The following is a 19,872-nucleotide window of genomic DNA, read 5'->3' as shown; positions in this document are numbered from 1 at the left end:
TCCCGCCCGCTTGCTCACGCCTCCTGCCGGGCGGCGGCGCGTTGCGCGCGCCGCGCATCCAGTTCGGCATTCATCCGCGCGGCTTCGCCCAGCACGTAGGCCAGCCGCCGCAGCGGCCGGCTGCACTGCACATGCAGGTACAGGTAGCTGGCGCCGCCGGCGACCAGCATCACGCCATAGCCCCACAGCAGCGTCGGCACCGTCTGCTCCGGACGCGGCAAGGCGCGCCAGGCGCTGCCCAGCACCACCGCGGCGGGCGCCAGCGCCAGCAGCAGGCCCACGGTTCGCGCGGCCCCTTCCCATAGCCGCAGTTGCAGGGCCACGCGCCGCTGGCGCGCTTCCAGCTGTGCCGGCGGAATGCGCGCCAGTTGCCGCAGCAGCGCGTCTTCGGCCGCGCGCTGGCGATCCATTTCCCGGGCTTGCCAGCGCAGCGGGTTGCGCAGCCTGGCCAGCAGCGGGGGCGTGCGCGCCAGCCCGGCGCCCACATAGCAGGCTGCCGCCGCGGCCAGGAATGCCTCGAACGCGCGCAGCGACCACGGCGGCACCGGGTGCTTCAGCCATAGCCGCCACACGGCAAGCGCCCCGCCGCCGAGCAGGGTTGCCACCAGCGCGACGATAAATCCGATCCACAGCAGACGGGCCAGCCCGCCGGCCGATTCGCCGGTGCTTTCCGATGACGGCGCGGGCGCGCTGGCGGCGCCGAGCGCTTCAAGCAGTTCGTAGGTGGGCGGCAGCCTGGAATACATGGTCGGCATGGGCAACGGGATGGCGCCATTTTCACCGCTCAGGCACCTGCCGGATAGCCACAGCGACGGGCGGGGCCGGCGCGTACCTGCCTCTGCGCAGCGTGGCCGCTTCATCACACCGTATATCCAATTGCATACGCTGGCGTCCCATCGACGACCGTCTCATCAGGCTTCCAAGGCCACATTCCATACCCGAAGTATCGAATCAACTGATCGTCCTTCTGTTTATCCCGGGCGGGTTGGGGGAATAGGATCGACTCCAATGCGAATCCCACCACCATTGGAGACAAGATCATGGCAAAGATGAGAGCAATCGACGCGGCCATCGCGGTTCTGGAGAAGGAAGGCGTGACCACGGCGTTCGGCGTGCCGGGCGCGGCGATCAACCCGTTCTACTCGGCGATGCGCAAGTCGGGCAACATCAGCCACGTGCTGGCCCGCCACGTCGAAGGCGCCTCGCACATGGCCGAGGGCTACACCCGTGCCGAGCCGGGCAATATCGGCGTCTGCGTCGGCACTTCGGGCCCCGCCGGCACCGACATGATCACCGGCCTGTACTCGGCCTGGGCGGATTCGATCCCCATCCTCTGCATCACCGGCCAGGCCCCGCGCGCCCGCCTGTACAAGGAAGACTTCCAGGCCGTCGACATCGAGTCGATCGCCAAGCCCGTGACCAAGTGGGCCGTGACCGTGCGCGAGCCGGCACTGGTGCCGCAAGTGTTCCAGCAAGCCTTCCACATCATGCGCTCGGGCCGCCCGGGTCCGGTGCTGATCGACCTGCCGTTCGACGTGCAGGTCGCCGAGATCGAATTCGATCCCGAGACCTACCAGCCGCTGCAGCCGTACAAGCCGGCCGCCTCGCGCGCCCAGATCGAAAAGGCCATCGCCATGCTCAACGCGGCCGAGCGCCCGCTGATCGTGTGCGGCGGTGGCGTCATCAACGCTGACGCTTCGGAGCTGATGGTCGAATTCGCCGAGCTGGTCAACGTGCCGGTGGTGCCGACGCTGATGGGCTGGGGCGTGCTGGCCGACGACCACCCGCTGCAAGCCGGCATGGTCGGCCTGCAGACCTCGCACCGCTACGGCAACGCGACGCTGCTGGCTTCGGACTTCGTGATGGGCATCGGCAACCGCTGGGCCAACCGCCACACCGGCAGCGTCGATGTCTACACCAAGGGCCGCAAGTTCGTGCACGTCGATATCGAGCCCACCCAGATCGGCCGCGTGTTCGGTCCGGACCTGGGCATCGTCTCCGACGCCAAGGCCGCGCTGGAGCTGTTCGTCGAAGTCGCCCGTGAAATGAAGATGGCCGGCCGCCTGCCGTGCCGCAAGTCGTGGGTGGCCGACGTGCAGAAGCGCCGCCGCACCATGCAGCGCAAGAGCGACTTCGACAACGTGCCGGTCAAGCCGCAACGCGTGTACCGCGAGATGAACCAGTACTTCCCGCGCGACGTGCGCTACGTCAGCACCATCGGCCTGTCGCAGATCGCCGCGGCGCAGTTCCTGTCGGTCAACCAGCCGCGCCACTGGATCAACTGCGGCCAGGCCGGCCCGCTGGGCTGGACCATCCCGGCCGCGATCGGCGTGAAGACCGCTTCGCCGGATTCGGACGTGGTGGCGATCTCGGGCGACTACGACTTCCAGTTCATGATCGAAGAACTGGCCGTGGCCGCGCAGTTCAAGGTGCCGTACATCCACGTGGTGGTGAACAACTCCTACCTCGGCCTGATCCGCCAGGCGCAGCGCAACTTCGAGATGGACTACTGCGTGCAGCTGGCCTTCGACAACGTCAACTCGCCCGAGCTGAACGGCTACGGCGTTGACCACGTCAAGGTGGTGGAAGGCCTGGGCTGCAAGGCGATCCGCGTGTTCAAGCCGGAAGACATCGCCCCCGCCTTCGCCGAGGCGCGCGACCTGATGGCCGAGTTCTCGGTGCCGGTGGTGGTCGAGGTGATCCTGGAGCGCGTGACCAATATCGCGATGGGCACCGAGATCGACAACATCAACGAGTTCGAGCCGATCGAGGATATCGAGGACGCTGATGAGGCCATCCTGACCGAAGAAGTGGAAACGGCGTAAGACCTTCCCGCCCCTGCAGGACCAGAACGCCATCCCCGCGCCAGCGGGGATGGCGCACAAAAACCAAGTCACAGGAGATGACAAATGACCAAACTTGCGGCCAACCTCACCATGCTGTTCAACGAAGTGGGCTTTCTCGACCGCTTCGAAGCAGCCGCGCGCGCGGGCTTCCGCGGCGTGGAATTCCTCTTCCCGTATGCGTTCCACGCGGACCAGATCGCTGACCGCCTGAACCGCTTCCAGCTCGACCTGGTGCTGCACAACCTGCCCGCCGGCAAGTGGGACGCGGGCGAGCGCGGCATTGCCTGCCACCCGGACCGCGTCGGCGAGTTCCAGGACGGCGTGGGCGAAGCCATCAAGTACGCCAAGGTGCTGGGCGTGCGCCAGCTGAACTGCCTGGTCGGCATCCTGCCGCAGAACGTCAAGCGCGAACAGGCCCAGGAAACGCTGGTGGAAAACCTGCGCTTCGCCGCCAGCGCGCTGGCGGCCGAGCATATCGACCTGCTGGTCGAGCCGATCAACACCTTCGACATCCCCGGCTTCTTCCTGTCGCGCACGCAGCAGGCGGTCGACCTGATCAACCAGGTCAACGCGCCCAACCTGTACGTGCAGTACGACATCTATCACATGCAGCGGATGGAAGGCGAGATCGCCAACACCATCAAGGCCAACCTGCCGAAGATCAGGCACGTGCAGCTGGCCGACAACCCGGGCCGCAACGAACCGGGCACGGGCGAGCTGAACTACCAGTACCTGTTCAAGTTCCTGGACGAGATCGGCTACACCGGCTGGATCGGCTGCGAATACAAGCCGAAGACCACGACCGAAGCCGGCCTGGGCTGGCGCGCCGCGCACGGCGTGCAGTAAGCCAAGCGGAAACCTCGCGGTAACCCCGCGGTAACCCGTTACCACCTACTCGAACCAAGACAGACTTACTCTCAAGCAAGGAGACATCAATATGGCAAACCAACGCAACGTCGGCTTCATCGGCCTGGGCATCATGGGCGCACCGATGGCGGGCCACCTGCGCGCCGCCGGCCACACGCTGTTCGTGCATGACGTCAACCCGGCCCCGCAAGCGCTGGTCGATGCAGGCGTGACCGTCTGCACCAGCGCCGAGGAAGTCGCCAAGCGCGCCGACATCATCGTCATCATGGTGCCGGACACGCCGCACGTCGAGGCCGTGCTGTTTGCCGACAAGGGCGTTGCCGCCGCGCTGAAGGCCGCCGGCAAGGAAGCCAGCTACAGCAAGATCGTGGTCGACATGAGCTCGATCTCGCCGATCGCCACCAAGGACTTCGCCGCGCGCATCAACAAGCTGGGGGCTTCGTACCTGGACGCACCGGTGTCGGGCGGTGAAGTCGGCGCCAAGGCCGCATCGCTGACGATCATGGTCGGCGGCCCGCAAGAGGCCTTTGACCAGGTCAAGCCGCTGTTCGAGCTGATGGGCAAGAACGTCACGCTGGTGGGCGGCAATGGCGACGGCCAGACCACCAAGGTGGCCAACCAGATCATCGTCGCGCTGAACATCCAGGCCGTGTCCGAAGCCCTGCTTTTTGCCTCCAAGGCCGGCGCCGATCCGGCCAAGGTCCGCGAGGCGCTGATGGGCGGCTTTGCTGCCTCGCGCATCCTGGAGGTGCATGGCGATCGCATGGTCAAGCGCACCTTCGACCCGGGCTTCCGCATCGAACTGCACCAGAAGGACCTGAACCTGGCGCTGCAGGGTGCCAAGGCGCTGGGCGTGGCACTGCCCAACACCGCCACCGCTCAGGAGCTGTTCAACACCTGCTCCGCCAACGGCCTGGGCAAGCAGGACCACTCGGCGCTGTGCCGCGCGATCGAGATCATGTCTAACCACCAGATCGCAAACGCCAAGTAAGCAGCTGCCCCCGTCGTCCCCGCCTAGCGGGGACGAATCGCTTTCCCCGTCAGTACCAGGATTCTTCATGCTTGCCACCGAACCACAAGCCGCCCTGCTGTCGCCTCAGCGCGCAGCAGCCACTCCGGGACAGCTCGCGCCGCGCGCCCTGCTGCGCGACCTGTTCGACACCGCGGTCGCTTCCGTCAGCGCCAGCCACTGCCTGCCGCCCCATCTGCCCACGCCGCCCAAGGGCCGTACCGTGGTGATCGGCGCGGGCAAGGCCGCCGCCGCGATGGCGCAGGCGGTCGAGGCGAACTGGCAAGGCGAGCTGTCGGGCCTGGTGGTGACGCGCTATGGCCATGGTGCCGAGTGCAAGCGGATCGAAGTGGTCGAAGCCGCCCACCCCGTTCCCGATGAAGCCGGCGCACGCGCCGCGCAGCGCATGGTGGAACTGGTCCAGGGCCTGACCGCCGACGACCTGGTGCTGTGCCTGATTTCCGGCGGCGGTTCCGCGCTGCTTGCCGCGCCCGCGCCGGGCCTGTCGCTGGCCGACAAGCAATCGGTGAACAAGGCGCTGCTCAAGAGCGGCGCGAGCATCGGCGAGATGAACTGCGTGCGCAAGCACCTGTCCGCGCTCAAGGGCGGACGCCTGGCGCTGCACTGCGCCCCGGCGCGCGTGGAAACGCTGCTGATTTCCGATATTCCCGGCGATGACCCGACCCTCATCGCCAGCGGCCCGACGCTGCCCGATGCGACCACCTGCGCCGATGCGCTGGCCGTGATCGCCAAGTACGGCATCGACGTGCCCGCCAACGTGCGCGCGCACCTGGAGAGCGGTGCCGGCGAGACGCCCAAGCCGGGCGATGCGCGCTTCAGCGGCCACCGCAGCGTGACCCTGGCCACCGCGCAGCAATCGCTGGAAGCCGCCGCGGCGCGTGCGCGCCAACTGGGCTTCGAGGCCCACATCCTGTCTGACTGCATCGAAGGCGAAGCGCGCGAAGTGGCCGAAGTCCACGCCGCCATCGCGCGCCAGGTCGCCCAGCGCGGCCAGCCCTTCAGCAAGCCGTGCGTGCTGCTGTCCGGCGGCGAAACCACCGTGACCGTGCGCGGCAAGGGCCGCGGCGGGCGCAACGCGGAGTTCCTGCTATCGCTGGCGGTGGCGCTCGACGGCCTGCCCGGCGTGCATGCGATTGCCGGCGATACCGATGGCATCGACGGCTCCGAAGACAACGCCGGCGCGCTGCTGTCTCCCGACACCCTGACCCGCGCCGCCGCGCGCGGACTGAATGCACGCGCGCACCTTGAGAACAACGACGGCTACGGCTTCTTCGCCGGCATGGACGACCTGATCGTCACCGGCCCGACCCGTACCAACGTGAACGATTTCCGCGCGATCCTGATCGTCTGACGATCGCCGCCAACGTAGTACCGACTGACTCGCGGCGCCGACGCGCCGCTACCGAGAATGGAAGAGGAGACATCATGAGACGCCAGCGCAAAGCGAAGATCGTGGCCACGCTCGGCCCCGCCAGCACCGACATCGCGTTGATCCGCGCGTTGTTCGAGGCCGGCGCGGACGTGTTCCGCCTGAACTTCAGCCACGGCACGCATGACGACCACCGCGCGCGCTACGACGCGGTGCGCCAGGTCGAAGCCGAGACCGGCCGCCCCATCGCCGTGCTGGCCGACCTGCAGGGCCCCAAGCTGCGCATCGGCACCTTCGCCGCGGGCAAGGTCGCGGTGCGCACCGGCGACGTGTTCGTGCTCGACAGCGATCCCACGCCGGGCGACGGCACCCGCGTCTACCTGCCGCACCCCGAGCTGTTCGAAGCCGCGCAGCCGGGACAGTCGCTGCTGATCGACGACGGCAAGGTGCGCCTGGCAATCGAGTCGGTGACCACCGGCACCATCACCACGCGCGTGGCCAACAACGGCACGCTGTCCGACCGCAAGGGCGTGAACGTGCCCGACGCGGTGATCCCCATCCCCGCGCTGACGGCGAAGGACCGCAAGGACCTGGACTTCGCGCTGTCGCTGGGCGCGGACTGGATCGGGCTGTCGTTCGTGCAGCGTCCGTCCGATATCGTCGAAGCGCGCGAGATCGTCGGCACCCGTGCCGGCATCCTGTCCAAGATCGAGAAGCCGGCCGCGCTGCAGGAGCTGGAAGAGATCGTGCGCGTGTCCGATTCGGTGATGGTGGCGCGCGGTGACCTGGGCGTGGAACTTCCGCCCGAGCGCGTGCCCGGCGTGCAGAAGCGCATCCTGCGCGTGTGCCGCCAGTTGGGCAAACCCGTGGTGATCGCCACGCAGATGCTGGAATCGATGATCGACTCGCCGGTGCCGACGCGCGCCGAAGCGTCGGACGTGGCCAGCGCGATCTACGAAGGCGCCGATGCGGTGATGCTGTCGGCCGAGTCGGCCAACGGCCGCTACCCGGTGCAGGCGGTGTCGATGATGAACCGCATCGTCACCGAGGTCGAGCGCGACCCGCTGTACCGCAACCTGCTCGACGCACAGCACGAGACCCCGCTGAACACGCGCCAGGATGCGATCTGCGCCGCGCTGCGCGAAGTCACGCAGATCATCGGCGCGGCGGCGACGGTGACCTATACGTCGTCGGGCGCCACCGCGCTGCGCGCCGCGCGCGAGCGGCCGTGCGCGCCGATCGTCAGCATCACGCCCAACCTGGAGATCGCGCGCCGCCTGGCGATCGCGTGGGGCATCCATTCCACCGTGAGCCCGGACGTGCAGAGTGTCGACGAGATGGTCGAAGCCGCGACGCGCGCGGCGCTGGTGGAAGGCTACGCCGCGCCCGGCGACCAGGTCACCATCGCGGCCGGCATGCCGTTCGGCCAGGGCGGGACGACCAACCTGCTGCGCGTGGCGGAAGTCGGCGCCAGCGCGGTGGCCACGGTTTCGTCCACGCGGGAAGCCGCATTGGCCTAGCCCCCTCACCAGCGTTCCGTCCCGGAACGTTCAGGCAGTGACCGGACCGGGCGCAAGCCCGGTTTCTTATATTTGCCGCACACCGCCCGCGTTGCCCGTCTCCAGGGTGATCGGGTGGTGTTTTTTTTGTCCGGGAACATAGAACGGCGCGAGCGGTTCTGGGCGCACCCGGCCCGCCCGAACTAGCCTAAGCAAGGTGTTCTCCCTCTCCCCTCATGGGGAGAGGGTTGGGGTGAGGGGTGGGCTAGCAAGGCACCACATCAAGCAAGGCCTTCGGTTCTAATCCACGGGGCGTAAGCCTTTGCCCCCCCGCCCTCCTCCCGACCCCACTCCCGCGCGCGGGAGTGGGAGAAAACCACCGCCACGCCCATTGCTATACTGACTTCCACCCGGCTTTCCCCGGGATCCCCATCACTTTTGCCCACAAGGAGCCTGCAACATGCGCCTCGATGACGAAGCCGAAAGCCAGCACGTAGAAGACCGCCGCGGCGGATTCGGCGGGCTGGGCGGCAAGTCGATCGGCATTGGCACGGTCATCGTCGCATTGGCCGCGTCTTACTTCTTCGGCATCGACCCGATGCTGATCATGCAGGGCGCATCGGTGCTGCAAGGCTCGGGCCAGCAACAACAGCAACAGCAGGCCAACCGCCCGCCCGCCACTGACCAGCTGACGGTCTTCACGCGCAAGGTGCTGGGCAATACCGAGCGCACCTGGCAACACATCTTCGAGACTGAACTGAACCGCCGCTACGCGCCGCCGACGCTGGTGCTGTTCTCCGGCGCCACGCCGACCGCTTGCGGCACCGGCCAGTCCGCGATGGGCCCGTTCTACTGTCCCGGCGACCAGAAGGTCTATATCGACCTGGCCTTCTATGACGAACTGCGCAAGCGCTTCGGCGCCAGCGGCGACTTTGCCCAGGCGTACGTGATCGCGCACGAGATCGGCCACCATGTGCAGAACCTGCTGGGCGTGTCCGAAAAGGTCGACGCCGCGCGCCGCCGCATGGGCGAGGCGCAGGCCAACCAGCTATCGGTGCGCATGGAACTGCAGGCCGACTGCCTGGCCGGCGTCTGGGCCGCCACCGCGCAGCGCGCCAACCAGCAACTGCTGGAACCGGGCGATATCGAGGAAGGCCTGAAGGCCGCCGCCGCCATCGGCGATGACCGGCTGCAGCGCCAGTCGCAAGGCTATGTCGTGCCGGAGGCCTTTACCCACGGCTCCAGCGAGCAGCGAGTGCGCTGGCTGCGCCGCGGCATCGAGTCGGGCGACGTCCGCAAGTGCGACACCTTCGCCGCGCGCCAGCCTTGAAGCCCTCGCCCCATGGGCACCCCAACGCCGGAGGGGTGCGGCGATGTGACGCTTGCGTTGTCCCGCGCCCGCTTCCGTGTCTATAATCGCCGCCAAGGCCGCATCACGACGGCCAGTCGCCGGCGCCGGTCTCTGAAGCTTCATTGACCCCTTGCGCCGCAGCGCCGGGCCCTCTCCGCCGGGCCCCTTATGCGCCGCGGCCCGCGCCGGACCCGGTCTACGGGCCAGGCGCCCCCTGACTGAACCGGCACCACGACACCCGGCACGGCCAGCATGGCCAGTGCCGCCGCCGCGCGGCAAGCCGCGCCGCCATGTCGCTGCCGCTTGCCGCCCATGCTGTCGATGGCGGCGTCTCCACCCGAAAGCCGTTCCGTTCCAACCGCACCGGAGCCACGGCCGATCTGTTGCTACCGTGCGCCCGTGCAAGCCCTGACCTGACATGGCGTCGTTTTTCCTGAAGCGCCCGGCATTTGCCTGGGTGCTGGCCATCCTGACCGTCGTCGCCGGCCTGGTGGCCCTGAACCGCATCCCCATCGCCCAGTACCCGGCGGTGGCGCCGCCCACGGTGATCATCTACGCCGATTACCCGGGCGCGTCCGCGCGCACCGTGGAAGACCGCGTGACCGCCGTGCTGGAGCAGCAGATGCACGGCATCCCCGGCCTGCTCTATCTCGATTCCAGCAGCGAAGGCGGCACCGCGACCGTGACGCTCGGCTTCCGCCAGGGCACCGACCCGCAGCTGGCGCAGGTCAACGTGCGCAACCGCGTGGCGCAGGCCGAGCCGCTTCTGCCCGAGGCGGTGCGGCGCGGCGGGGTGTATGTCGACCAGGCCAGCAGCAGCGCCTTCATGTACGTCTCGCTGGTCTCGGACAGCGGGCAGCTCGACGAGACCGCGCTGGGCGACTTCGCCGCGGGCTCGGTGCTGCCGCTGCTGCGCCGCCTGCCCGGCATCGGCAAGGCCGAGCCGTACGGGGCGGAGTACGCGCTGCGCATCTGGTTCGATCCCGACAAGCTGAACGCCTACAACCTCACCACCGCCGACGTCGAAGCCGCGATCCGCGCGCGCAACGGCAACGTGACACCGGGCCAGCTGGGCGCCGCGCCCGCGGTGCCGGGGCAGCCGTTCCAGGCGGTGGTGCGTCCGCCCGCGCCGATGAGCGATCCGCAGGCCTTCGAGCGCATCGTGGTGCGCGCCGCGGCCGACGGCTCGGCGGTGCTGCTGCGCGACGTGGCCCGGGTCGAACTGGCGGCCAGCGACTATCGCTACGGCTCGACGCTGAACACGCGCAACGCCGCCTCGATCGGCCTGAAGCTGGCCGACGGCGCCAACGTGCTGCAGACCTCGCGCACCGTGCGCGCGGCGCTGGACGAGGCCAGCCGCGGCTTCCCGGGCGACGTGCGCTACCAGATCTCGTACGACGGCGCGGCCTTCGTGCAGGCATCGATCTCGCGCGTGCTGCTGACGCTGGCTGAAGCCACGGTGCTGGTATTCCTGATCCTGTACCTGTTCCTCGGCAACCTGCGCGCGACGCTGATCCCCTGCATCGTGGTGCCGGTGTCGCTGCTGGGCACGGTCGCTTGCCTGTATGCGCTGGGGTTGTCGCTGAACGTGATCACGCTGTTCGGCGTGGTGCTGGCGATCGGCATCCTGGTCGACGATGCCATCGTCGTGGTCGAGAACGTCGAGCGCATCATGCGCACCGACGGCGTCAACGCCATGCAGGCCGCGGCGCGCTCGATGCGCGAAGTCTCCGGCGCGCTGGTGGCGGTGACGCTGGTGCTGTGCGCGGTGTTCGTGCCGATGGCGTTCTTCGGCAGCGCGGTGGGCGTGATCTACCGGCATTTCGCCGTGACGCTGGCGGTGTCGATCGCGTTCTCGCTGTTCTTTGCGCTGACGCTGGCGCCGGCGATGTGCGCCAGCCTGCTGCGCCACAGCGCGGCGCCGGCGCGCGGGCCGCTGGCGTGGTTCGATGCGCGCTTCGCCGCCTTCACCGAACGCTATGCCGGCTGGGTCGCCGCGCTGCAGCGGCGCCGCATGCGCTGGCTGGCGGTGTACCTGGCACTGACGCTGGCGTGCGGCTATGCGTTGTGGAAGATGCCGAGCGGCTTCCTGCCCGAGGAAGACACCGGCGAGATCGTGGTCGACGTCGAACTGCCGGCCGGCAGCACGCAGGCCGATACGCGCCGGCTGGTGGCATCGCTGGAGCAATGGATGCAGCAGGAGCGCTTCCCGGTGCATTCCACGTTCGCCGTGCTGGGCTGGTCCAGCGGCGGCAGCGGCGAGCAGCGCGCCAGCGTCTTCATCAGCCTGACCGACTGGAAGGCGCGCGAACGCAAGGACAATGCGCACGCGGTGCTGGCGCGGCTGTCGGCCGGGCTGGAAGCGTGGCCGGGCCGGGGCGCGGCGCAACTGTTCGCCTATAACAGTTCGGCGCTGCCGGAACTGGGCAGCATCGGCGGCCTGGACATGCGCCTGGTGGCGCGCCAGCCGGTCGGCCGCGAAGCGCTGTTCGCCGCGCGCGACAAGCTGATCGAGCGTGCCAAGGCCGACCCGGTGCTGGGCGAAGTGCGCGCCACCACCGGCCAGCCGGTACCCGCGCTCGACCTGAAGATCGACTACCGCAAGGCGGAGAGCTTCGGTGTCGAGGCCGAGGCGATCCACCACACGCTGTCGGCCACGCTGGGCTCGCGCTATATCGACGAGATCGCGCGCGAGGGCCGGGTGCGCCGGGTGATCCTGCAGGCGGATGCGCCGTTCCGCATGCATCCGGAGCATCTCGCGCGGGTGCATGTGCGCAATGCCCAGGGCGCGATGGTGTCGCTGGCGGCGTTTGCCTCGCTCGAATGGGGGCATGGCGAAGTCACGCTGGAGCGCTTCGACGGCTTCAGCTCGGTGCGCATCAATGCCGAAGTCGCACCGGGCCACACCACCGGCGCCGCGATGGCACGGCTGACTGAACTGGTGCGCGGGCTCGGGCCGGAGTACGACGTGCGCTGGACCGGGCGCGCCTTCGAGCAGCAGCAGACCGGCACGCAGGCACCGTGGCTGTTCGCGCTGTCGCTGCTGTTTATCTTCCTGTGCCTGGTGGCGCTGTACGAGAGCTGGACGCTGCCGCTGGCGGTGATTGCGATCGTGCCGACCGGCCTGATGGGAGCCGCCGCGGCGATCTGGCTGCGCGGCATGCCCAACGATGTCTACTTCAAGGTGGGCGTGGTGGTGATCATGGGGCTGGCCGCCAAGAACGCGATCCTGATCGTCGAGTACGCCGAGCAACTGCGGCGCGAGGGCGGAACCAGCGCGATGAGCGTGGTGGAGGCTGTCGGGCGCGCGGCACGCCAGCGCCTGCGGCCGGTGGTGATGACCTCGCTGGCCTTCGTGCTGGGCGTGGTGCCGCTGGCCATCAGCACCGGTCCCGGTGCCGGCGCGCAGCAGGCGGTCGGCACCGGCGTGCTGGGCGGCATGCTGGGCGCGACGGTGCTGGGTACGCTGGCGGTGCCGCTGTTGTACGCGGCGATCGCGCGCAGGCCGCCGAAGGCGCAGGCGGACCGGCACGAGGACCAGCACGAGGACCAGCACGTAGAGCAGCAAGACGGCGCTGCCACGCAGCCACCGACGGCATGAGACGCGCGCAGGCTATCGCAGCCGTGGGCGTGCCATCAGCGTAATCGGGTAATCGGGTAAGTGGGGAAGGGAGAAAAGCGGGAGAAAAACGCCTGCCAGGCGAAGAGAGAAGGAGGAGGAGGTCGGCCGGGCAGGCGGGAGAGAAAACGTGCGGCCACCGTGGTGGCCGCTTCAGGTCGGGTGAAGACCGGAAAGGTCAGGCGTTCGGGCGCGGCTCAGACGCGATAGCCGTACAGCGAGCCGTCACCGGTGCGCGAGTTGTCGAGCGCGCGGTCAGCGATATCGCCGCTGAAGGTGTGAGTACCTTCGCTGAAGGTATCGAACTTGCCTTGCTTGGAGATTTCGCCGCTGAAGCTATGCGTGCCTTCGGTGAAGGTGTCGAACTTGCCACCCTGGCGCGAGCCTTCCGAATACACATCGAAGCGGCCCGTGCGGGCGCCATCGGTATATGTATCGAACTTGCCTTGCTTGGCGCCGTCCGTGTACACGTCGTACTTGCCGGCGCGCAGCGCATCGGCATACACATCAAACTTGCCGACCTTGCTGGTGGCGGGGGCAGCCAACGCCGCAGCGGACGCGGCCACTGCCGCGAACACAAGCGCGCCGCCAAGGATACGTCTGGCGATCATTTCGGGACTCCTTCAACTGATTTCGTCTGTCTTATTCTTGGCCGGGGTGAAATTCCGACCGCCCGGCAATCTATGTTGCTATGCGAGCACGGACTGAAGATTAGTCAAAGTGCGGGCAAGCAGAAATGCCGCTGCGACGAATGGTGCGTTGCGAGTCGTGAAACGACTCGCTTGCCGATAAACGGTGTCCTTGGATCGCCAGTTGCACGCACGCAGCGCGACGTGCGTGTGGCCCGTGCTGCACGCCAGGTACGCGCCTGCGCGGGCGCGGCGGCCTCAGAGCGTGTACTGGCCGCTGGCTTCCGGCTGGAAAGCGATCTCGCCGATCGTCACCTGCTGCTCGCGGCCGTCCGGCAGGCGGTAGCCGACGGTCTGTCCGGCACGTGCGCCAAGCAACGCCTGGCCCACCGGCGACAGCACCGACAGCCGCCCGGCGTCGAAATCGGCCGCATCCGGGTAGACCAGGGTCCAGCTGCGCGGCGACGGATCGCCCGGTAGCGTGCACACCAGCCGGGAATTCATGGTGACCACATCGGTCGGGATTTCGTCCGGCGCGACGATCGTGGCGCGCGCCAGCAGGCTGTCGAGCATGTCTTCGAGCTGGGTCGAGCCGGCGCGGCTGGCGATGCGCTCCAGGCGCGTGACATCGAGTTCGGTCAGGTACAGCGACGGTGCCGCCAGCTGGGTGGATTGTGTGGATTTGGCGGATTGCTTCTTGGTGGCCTTCATGGCGGATGCTCCGGCAGTCATGGGTTGGCGCGGCCCGGCCGCATGACAAGTGGCAGGCGACGGCGCGGTGAGGCGGTCAGGTCTTGGCTTTGCGCAGCAGCGCGAATATCAACGGTGCCGGCGACGGCGTGTCAGTCGCCGGCAACCATGGAGAGGCTGGCTCGGGCCCGGTTCGGCCCGGGCCCCTTGTGGGGGAGAGTCAGGCTGGGAACCGGGCGGATGCAGGCGGTGCGCTGATCCGGCGGGGGGACATGGCGAACGCGGACGCGCGCGGGCGGCCGGTCCGCTGCAGGCGGACAGGCGCGTCGGTCATCGGCGTCAGGCGATCGTTCACGGTCATGCAGAAAAGAGTGGTGTGCGGCAGCCATTTGGCCGTAAGGCCGGCAAGGTAAGTCATTGCTTACTATGCAAGGCGCCGCCCGGGCTCGTGCACCGCTGTGGTGCAATCACGGTGACAGCCATCGTAGCACAGCGGTGGGCCCGCGTACCTCACCCATTGGCGGCATGCCCGGCGTCGTGCGCGCCAGCATGGCATTCACAGGCGGCCCCGGCGGCGGCCTGCTGCAGGTTCTGCAGGATGCCGCATTCGCTCGCGGGCTGGTGGTTGTGGTGATGGCAGGTCTCGCGCAGTGCGCGCAGCTGCCCTTCCAGCGCTTCAAGCGCCACCCGCTGCGCATGGATCTGCGCGATCTGCCGGTCCAGCAGCGTGTTGATGTCGTCACAGTCCTGCGACGGGTTGCGCTCGAACTCGCGCAGCCTGCGCACGTCCGACAGGCTCATGCCGAGCGAGCGGCAATGGCGCACGAAATTCAGCTGCACCAGATGGCCGTCGTCATAGCGCCGGTAGCCGTTGGCCTCGCGCCGCGGGGCGTCGAGCAGCCCCTCGCGTTCGTAATAGCGGATGGTCTCGACATCGCAGCCGCTGGTACGGGAAAGTTCGCCGATACGCATGGTGGAAATCCTGTCATGGATGGCCAAATCCCTGTAATCGCTTCAGGGTTTTGCTTAGTGTAGGGCAGTCTGCGCAACGTTGCAGCGGCGTGCCGAACCGGCGCCGACGTCATGGCGCATCCTGTAGAATCCCTCAACACCTACCGAAAAGTCGTCCCCCAATTGCGTTCGCTCCGGCTTCTCCTGCTGGTCATGATGCTGGCCTTCCTGCCCCTTCCGGGCTGGGCGGGCGCGCTCGCGCACGCCGCGGGTACGATCGGCGACGGACTGGCGGCGTCTGCCACCACGACGGCAGCAAGCGCAGCCGACGACGTCGCCGGCGATGCCGTGCAAGCTGAGCAGTTCGTCCTGGCAGATTCTGCGCCTGCCTCCGAATCCCCCGAGCCGCAACCGCAGCCCGGCGCCGACCTTGCCGAGCAGCTGCTGCCCGCATCTCCGCTGCGCCTTGCAGCGTGGGCGGGCCGCGCCGGCCCCCCGCGCTACGCCGGCGCCCCACTGCCCGAACCCGACCTGCCGCTGCAGCCCCGCCCGCCGCGCGCCTGAGCGTGCGCGGCCGCGGTTGTCCGCGTCCGCCGTTTCCTGCGCGCCGTGCCGAGGGTGCGGTGCGCGCTTGCGGCTAGTCCGCATCCCCGCCGTAGTTGCTCCACCGTTGCTCCACTTCGATTGCACTCGACTGCATTCCATACACACATGAAACGCGTACTGCTTTTCCTGGCGACCAACATCGCCGTCATGATCGTCCTCAGCATCACCGCCAGCGTGCTCGGCGTGAACCGGTTCCTGACCGCCAACGGCCTGAACCTGGGCATGCTGCTGGCCTTTGCGGCGCTGATGGGCTTTGGGGGCTCCTTTATCTCGCTGCTGATGTCCAAGACCATCGCCAAGTGGTCCACCGGCGCGCAGGTCATCACCCACCCGAGCACCAGCACCGAACTGTGGCTGGTGCAGACGGTGGAAAAGCTGGCGCAGCGCGCCGGCCTGCCCATGCCCGAGGTGGCGATCTACGATGGCGAACCCAACGCCTTCGCCACCGGCGCGACCAAAAACAGCTCTCTGGTGGCGGTGTCCACCGGTTTGCTGCAATCGATGTCGCACGAGGAAGTGGAGGCGGTACTGGCGCACGAGGTCGCGCACGTGGCCAACGGTGACATGGTCACGCTGACGCTGATCCAGGGCGTGGTCAACACCTTCGTCATCTTCCTGGCGCGCGTGGTCGGCTACTTCGTCGATTCGATGCTGCGCAAGAACGACGAGGAATCGAGCGGCCCCGGCATCGGCTACATGGTGACCGTGATCGTCTGCGAGATCGTGTTCGGCATCCTGGCCAGCATCATCGTGGCGTGGTTCTCGCGCCAGCGCGAATTCCGCGCCGATGCCGGCGCCTCGGGCCTGATGGGTTCGCCCACGCCGATGGTCTCGGCGTTGCGCCGCCTGGGCGGCCTGGAGCCGGACGGACTGCCGCAGAACATGCAGGCCATGGGCATTGCCGGCGGCAAGTCGTGGATGGCGCTGTTCTCCAGCCATCCGCCGATCGAAGAACGCATTGCTGCGCTGCAGTCGGCGCGCTGACCTGATGCTGACCTGAGGCTGGCCTCGCAAGCGAGGCTAGTCGAACACCCTGCCGCGCAGCGCCTTGACCTGGCTGCGCTGGCTCTTGCCTTCCAGCCTGCGCTGGCGCGATGCCAGCGTCGGACGCGTGGCCCGCCGCACGCGCGGCGGCGTGGCCACGCTGCGCACCAGTTCATGCAGGCGCCGCACTGCTTCGTCGCGGTTCTGCTCGAGGCTGCGGAATTGCTGCGCCTTGATCACCACCACGCCGTCGCGCGTGATGCGGTGATCGTGCAAGGCCAGAAGGCGTTCCTTGTGGTCAGGCTGCAGCGAGGATGCCCCTACGTCGTAACGCAGGTGCACCGCGTTCGATACCTTGTTGATGTTTTGCCCGCCCGCGCCTTGCGCGCGGATCGCGGTAATCAGGTATTCGTGGTGGGGAATGACTAACTCGTTGACCATGGCTGCATCATAGCAAGCCGGCCACCCGCCGGACCGCACTAGCGCCACGAATAAGCCAGGCCGATGCCATAGGTGATCTGGTTGCGCGTGCCGCGCTGCGTGACGATGGGGCTGTCGGCCGCGTCGCCGGCCAGCCGTTGTGCGTAGACCATCGCGCCGCCATACCAGTGCTTGTCGAACTGGTAGATCATCGCCAGCCAGCCCGTAAACTGCTCCAGCCCGCCGCCGGGGCTGTAGGCGGGCAGGCCGCTGGCTGCCGAGTCTGCCGGCGTTACGCCGAAGTAGGTACGGTTGAAGCTGCCGCTGACCCAGGTCGCGCCGAGACCCATGCCCGCATAGACGCGCCGGTGCAGCGGCATCCAGAAGGTGCCGGTGGCGGTGACGCGGCTGCCGCCGTAAACGATTCCCGCATTGGTCATCACGTTGATGCCGCCGCGCAGCCGCCACGGGACGCTGCCGGGGTTCAGGTATTCATAGCCGATGTACCCGCCCGCCTCCACCGTCGTGTCGATCTCGTGCACCTGCGCTACCACCGGATCGTCGACGTTGTTGCGGCCCAGCCGCAGCCCCACCGCCGGACCCCACTGGAAACCGGTCAGTCCGCCGAAATTGAACTGCGCATACGGCCCGTACCATTCCAGCAACCGCCCGCCCGGGGTCACGTAGCGTACGCCGGGCACTACGCCGATCATGCGGTCCTTGCCGCCGGCGAATTCGGTGGTGGAGCCGACACCGAGGCCCACCATGTTTGGCAGCGATCCTGGCAGGCTTACCGGCGCGGCCTCGCCCGAGTGCGCAGCCGCTGCCAGCGCAATGCCGGCTAACGCGCCGCGCAGCCGTCGCAGGAGGCTTGTCGAGATAACCATGGCATGGCATTCGGGACGAAAGTTGGTCGGCTGAATCTATCAGCATGGCCATGGGCCAGGGTGGCGGGACCGTCATGAAACTTTTCGCGGCGGGAATTAAGTGCGCGTCGACATCCATGCCGGCAGTGGCGATATCAATGCTTTGCAGCCTCGATCATTCGTCATTTAGCAATGACTCATCGACGTCCTTTGCCTTTTATTCCGGATGGCACATGATGAGTTCAGCTTTCGCTGAATTCCGCGCCCCACGAACCCGATCGCTGATGCAGTAGGCTGCGTGCACGGATTCAGGAACCCCCTGGAGTGGAGTCATTCATGCGTCCCCGCCTTTCCGCACTGCTCGATCGCCTCTGGGAGCAGGCAGTGCGCGCGCCGCAACGCTTCGTGGTGCTATCCTTTGCCGCCGCTTCCTTGCTGCTGCTGGTAATTTTCGCGCGCGGCCTGGTGGTGCTGCGCGACCATGAGGTGCAGAACCTGCAGCAAACGCAACAACTGCAGGTGGCCAGCATCAGTTCGGTGCTGAACGTCGAGACCGAACGGCTGCGCAGCGTGCGCAATTTCGCCCAGCACTTGATTCGCCTGCAGATGGGTCCGCACGCGGTCGAAGCCGACCCGCCGCTGCAAGCCGCCTACGCGCACCGCAACGACGACCTGTGGCAGCTGCCGGCACCGGAAGGCGATGCGGTGCTGCTCGGCGTCGGCCCCCGGATGCTGGAAGGCATGGAAAGCTTTTACCGCCGCGATGAAGACCTGCTGCCGGGGCTGTACGTCGCACGCGGCCTCAGCCATCTGCTCAGCGCCGAGCCGGTCAACCCGCTGGTCACGCGCAAGCTCATGTACGTCTCGACCAATGGCTTTTTTGTCGCCCATCCGCCGGTGCCGCCTGCGCGCACAGCCGCCGTATTGCGTCGCGTCGACGAGGCAGGCTTCATGCGCGAGCACCTGCCGCACAACAACCCCGATCGCGCCCTGCGCTGGCAGATGGTGCCGGCTGCCGATGGCAGCGGCGACGTGTACCTGACAGTCAGCCTGCCGGTCTACCTGCACGCCCAGTTCCGCGGCGTGGCGATTTCGGGCATTTCACAGCGCAGCCTGGATGCCTACCTGACCAGCACCACGCGCAGGGGCGTGCGCAGCTTCCTGATCGATATCGACGGCCGCCTGGTCGGCGCCAGCACGCGCAACGTCAGCAGTGACGAGAAATTTGCCGCGGTCATCCCACCCTCCTGGCGCGAAGCCACGCCCAGGGAGATGTTCAGTCGCGGTTCCGGCACGCTGCGCCTTGGCGACGGCAGCCGCCTGATGTTCCAGCGCATCGGCAGCAGCAACCTGATGCTGGTGGACTACTTCTCCGCCCCGGACCTGCTGCTGCGCACCGCCTCGCACCTGAGCGCGGTGCTGGCGGCCAGCGCGCTGTCGCTGGCGGTGCTGCTGTGGGTCACGCTGCAGGGCTTCCGCAAGCTGTTCTCGCACTACCTCGCCCGCGGCGAAGCGCTGCGCGAGCTGGCCGAGACCGATGCGCTGACCGGGCTGGCCAACCGCCGCGTGTTCGAGGCGCGTTTTGCCATCGAGCACAACCACAGCTTGCGCAACAAGATGCCGATGTCGCTGCTGATGATCGATATCGACCGCTTCAAGCGCATCAACGATAACTGGGGCCACGCCAGCGGCGACCGCGTGCTGAAGAAGCTGGCCGACGTGGTGCGCGCGACCGTGCGGGCCATCGACGTGCCGGCGCGCATCGGCGGCGAGGAATTCGCCGTGCTGCTGCCGCGCACCAGCATCGCGGAAGCGGCCGAGGCCGCCGAGCGGCTGCGCAAGATCCTGGGGCAAGCCGTCTGCGAGCCCGCAGCGGATGCGACCGGCAAGGGCAATATCCAGTTCACGGTCTCCATCGGCGTATCGGATCTGGGCGCCGACGGCACCGACAACCTCGACACCATGCTGATGGTGGCGGACCGGCGTCTCTACACCGCCAAGAATGCGGGCCGCAACCGGGTAGTCAGCGACGACCGCGTGCCGGAGCCGGTGGGTGACAGCGGGACCGCCCCTGCGCCGACGGCCTGAGTGCCGCGAGAACATGGCTGCTGTTCGTTCGTCGCGGAAAAGCGGGAATCCGGATGG

General features: G+C 67.8%; 17 protein-coding genes. 10 read left to right on the top strand and 7 right to left on the bottom strand.

What is annotated here, in order from left to right; genetic code table 11:
* Positions 1-14: 14 nt before the first annotated feature.
* Positions 15-755, bottom strand: coding sequence for a hypothetical protein (locus VSR71_RS24505; protein ID WP_428979457.1), 741 nt, complete (start codon positions 753-755; stop codon positions 15-17).
* A gap of 285 nt (positions 756-1,040) precedes the next feature.
* Between VSR71_RS24505 and gcl the strand changes: the two genes are divergently transcribed.
* The 7 genes from gcl (at position 1,041) to VSR71_RS24470 (ending at position 12,563) form a co-directional block, all read left to right on the top strand.
* The gene (gene gcl / locus VSR71_RS24500) at positions 1,041-2,825 is read left to right on the top strand and encodes a glyoxylate carboligase (protein ID WP_342916384.1); all 1,785 of its coding nucleotides are present in this window, start codon (positions 1,041-1,043) and stop codon (positions 2,823-2,825) included.
* Between the two features lie 84 nt (positions 2,826-2,909).
* A complete protein-coding gene (gene hyi / locus VSR71_RS24495) occupies positions 2,910-3,692 on the top strand; it encodes a hydroxypyruvate isomerase (RefSeq protein WP_342916383.1) in 783 nt (260 codons plus the stop codon).
* Between the two features lie 91 nt (positions 3,693-3,783).
* Positions 3,784-4,704, top strand: coding sequence for a 2-hydroxy-3-oxopropionate reductase (locus VSR71_RS24490; RefSeq protein ID WP_063240898.1), 921 nt, complete (start codon positions 3,784-3,786; stop codon positions 4,702-4,704).
* A gap of 67 nt (positions 4,705-4,771) precedes the next feature.
* Positions 4,772-6,094, top strand: a complete 1,323-nt coding sequence (locus tag VSR71_RS24485; RefSeq protein ID WP_342916382.1) for a glycerate kinase — start codon at positions 4,772-4,774, stop codon at positions 6,092-6,094.
* A 74-nt stretch (positions 6,095-6,168) separates the two neighbouring features.
* On the top strand, positions 6,169-7,632 hold the full coding sequence (gene pyk, locus VSR71_RS24480) for a pyruvate kinase (protein ID WP_342916381.1): 1,464 nt from the start codon (positions 6,169-6,171) through the stop codon (positions 7,630-7,632).
* 439 nt (positions 7,633-8,071) lie between these two features.
* On the top strand, positions 8,072-8,941 hold the full coding sequence (ypfJ, locus tag VSR71_RS24475; RefSeq protein ID WP_342916380.1) for a KPN_02809 family neutral zinc metallopeptidase: 870 nt from the start codon (positions 8,072-8,074) through the stop codon (positions 8,939-8,941).
* A 439-nt stretch (positions 8,942-9,380) separates the two neighbouring features.
* Positions 9,381-12,563, top strand: a complete 3,183-nt coding sequence (locus tag VSR71_RS24470; RefSeq protein WP_342916379.1) for a multidrug efflux RND transporter permease subunit — start codon at positions 9,381-9,383, stop codon at positions 12,561-12,563.
* A 215-nt stretch (positions 12,564-12,778) separates the two neighbouring features.
* Here the strand turns inward: VSR71_RS24470 and VSR71_RS24465 are convergent, their stop codons facing one another.
* From VSR71_RS24465 to VSR71_RS24450, 4 genes are all read right to left on the bottom strand, one after another.
* Positions 12,779-13,192, bottom strand: coding sequence for a hypothetical protein (locus VSR71_RS24465; protein ID WP_209761404.1), 414 nt, complete (start codon positions 13,190-13,192; stop codon positions 12,779-12,781).
* A gap of 276 nt (positions 13,193-13,468) precedes the next feature.
* On the bottom strand, positions 13,469-13,921 hold the full coding sequence (rnk, locus tag VSR71_RS24460) for a nucleoside diphosphate kinase regulator (protein ID WP_342916378.1): 453 nt from the start codon (positions 13,919-13,921) through the stop codon (positions 13,469-13,471).
* 199 nt (positions 13,922-14,120) lie between these two features.
* Entirely contained in the window at positions 14,121-14,318 is a 198-nt protein-coding gene (locus VSR71_RS24455) for a hypothetical protein (RefSeq protein WP_342916377.1), read from the bottom strand.
* 92 nt (positions 14,319-14,410) lie between these two features.
* A complete protein-coding gene (locus tag VSR71_RS24450) occupies positions 14,411-14,872 on the bottom strand; it encodes a Cd(II)/Pb(II)-responsive transcriptional regulator (protein ID WP_342916376.1) in 462 nt (153 codons plus the stop codon).
* Between the two features lie 111 nt (positions 14,873-14,983).
* Here VSR71_RS24450 and VSR71_RS24445 point away from each other — a divergent pair, with 111 nt between their 5' ends.
* Both VSR71_RS24445 and htpX read left to right on the top strand, forming a co-directional pair.
* Complete coding sequence (locus VSR71_RS24445) at positions 14,984-15,415, top strand: hypothetical protein (protein WP_342916375.1); 432 nt, start codon at positions 14,984-14,986, stop codon at positions 15,413-15,415.
* Positions 15,416-15,562: 147 nt separating this feature from the next.
* Positions 15,563-16,441: a protease HtpX gene (gene htpX, locus VSR71_RS24440; RefSeq protein WP_135706121.1), complete on the top strand. Its 879-nt coding sequence runs from the start codon at positions 15,563-15,565 to the stop codon at positions 16,439-16,441.
* A 36-nt stretch (positions 16,442-16,477) separates the two neighbouring features.
* Here the strand turns inward: htpX and arfB are convergent, their stop codons facing one another.
* Positions 16,478-16,882 carry an alternative ribosome rescue aminoacyl-tRNA hydrolase ArfB gene (gene arfB / locus VSR71_RS24435; protein ID WP_342916374.1) on the bottom strand — a complete coding sequence of 135 codons (405 nt, stop codon included), beginning with the start codon at positions 16,880-16,882 and terminating at the stop codon, positions 16,478-16,480.
* A 38-nt stretch (positions 16,883-16,920) separates the two neighbouring features.
* Positions 16,921-17,748 carry a MipA/OmpV family protein gene (locus tag VSR71_RS24430; RefSeq protein ID WP_342916373.1) on the bottom strand — a complete coding sequence of 276 codons (828 nt, stop codon included), beginning with the start codon at positions 17,746-17,748 and terminating at the stop codon, positions 16,921-16,923.
* 315 nt (positions 17,749-18,063) lie between these two features.
* Between VSR71_RS24430 and VSR71_RS24425 the strand changes: the two genes are divergently transcribed.
* Positions 18,064-19,815, top strand: a complete 1,752-nt coding sequence (locus tag VSR71_RS24425; protein ID WP_342916372.1) for a diguanylate cyclase — start codon at positions 18,064-18,066, stop codon at positions 19,813-19,815.
* The last annotated feature ends 57 nt before the right edge of the window (positions 19,816-19,872 follow it).

The sequence above is a fragment of the Cupriavidus oxalaticus genome (assembly GCF_038900635.1).
Classification (GTDB): Bacteria; Pseudomonadota; Gammaproteobacteria; order Burkholderiales; family Burkholderiaceae; genus Cupriavidus; species Cupriavidus oxalaticus_B.
The sequence above is the reverse complement of the archived record's forward strand: the minus strand, read 5'-3'. Positions and strand labels throughout refer to the sequence as shown.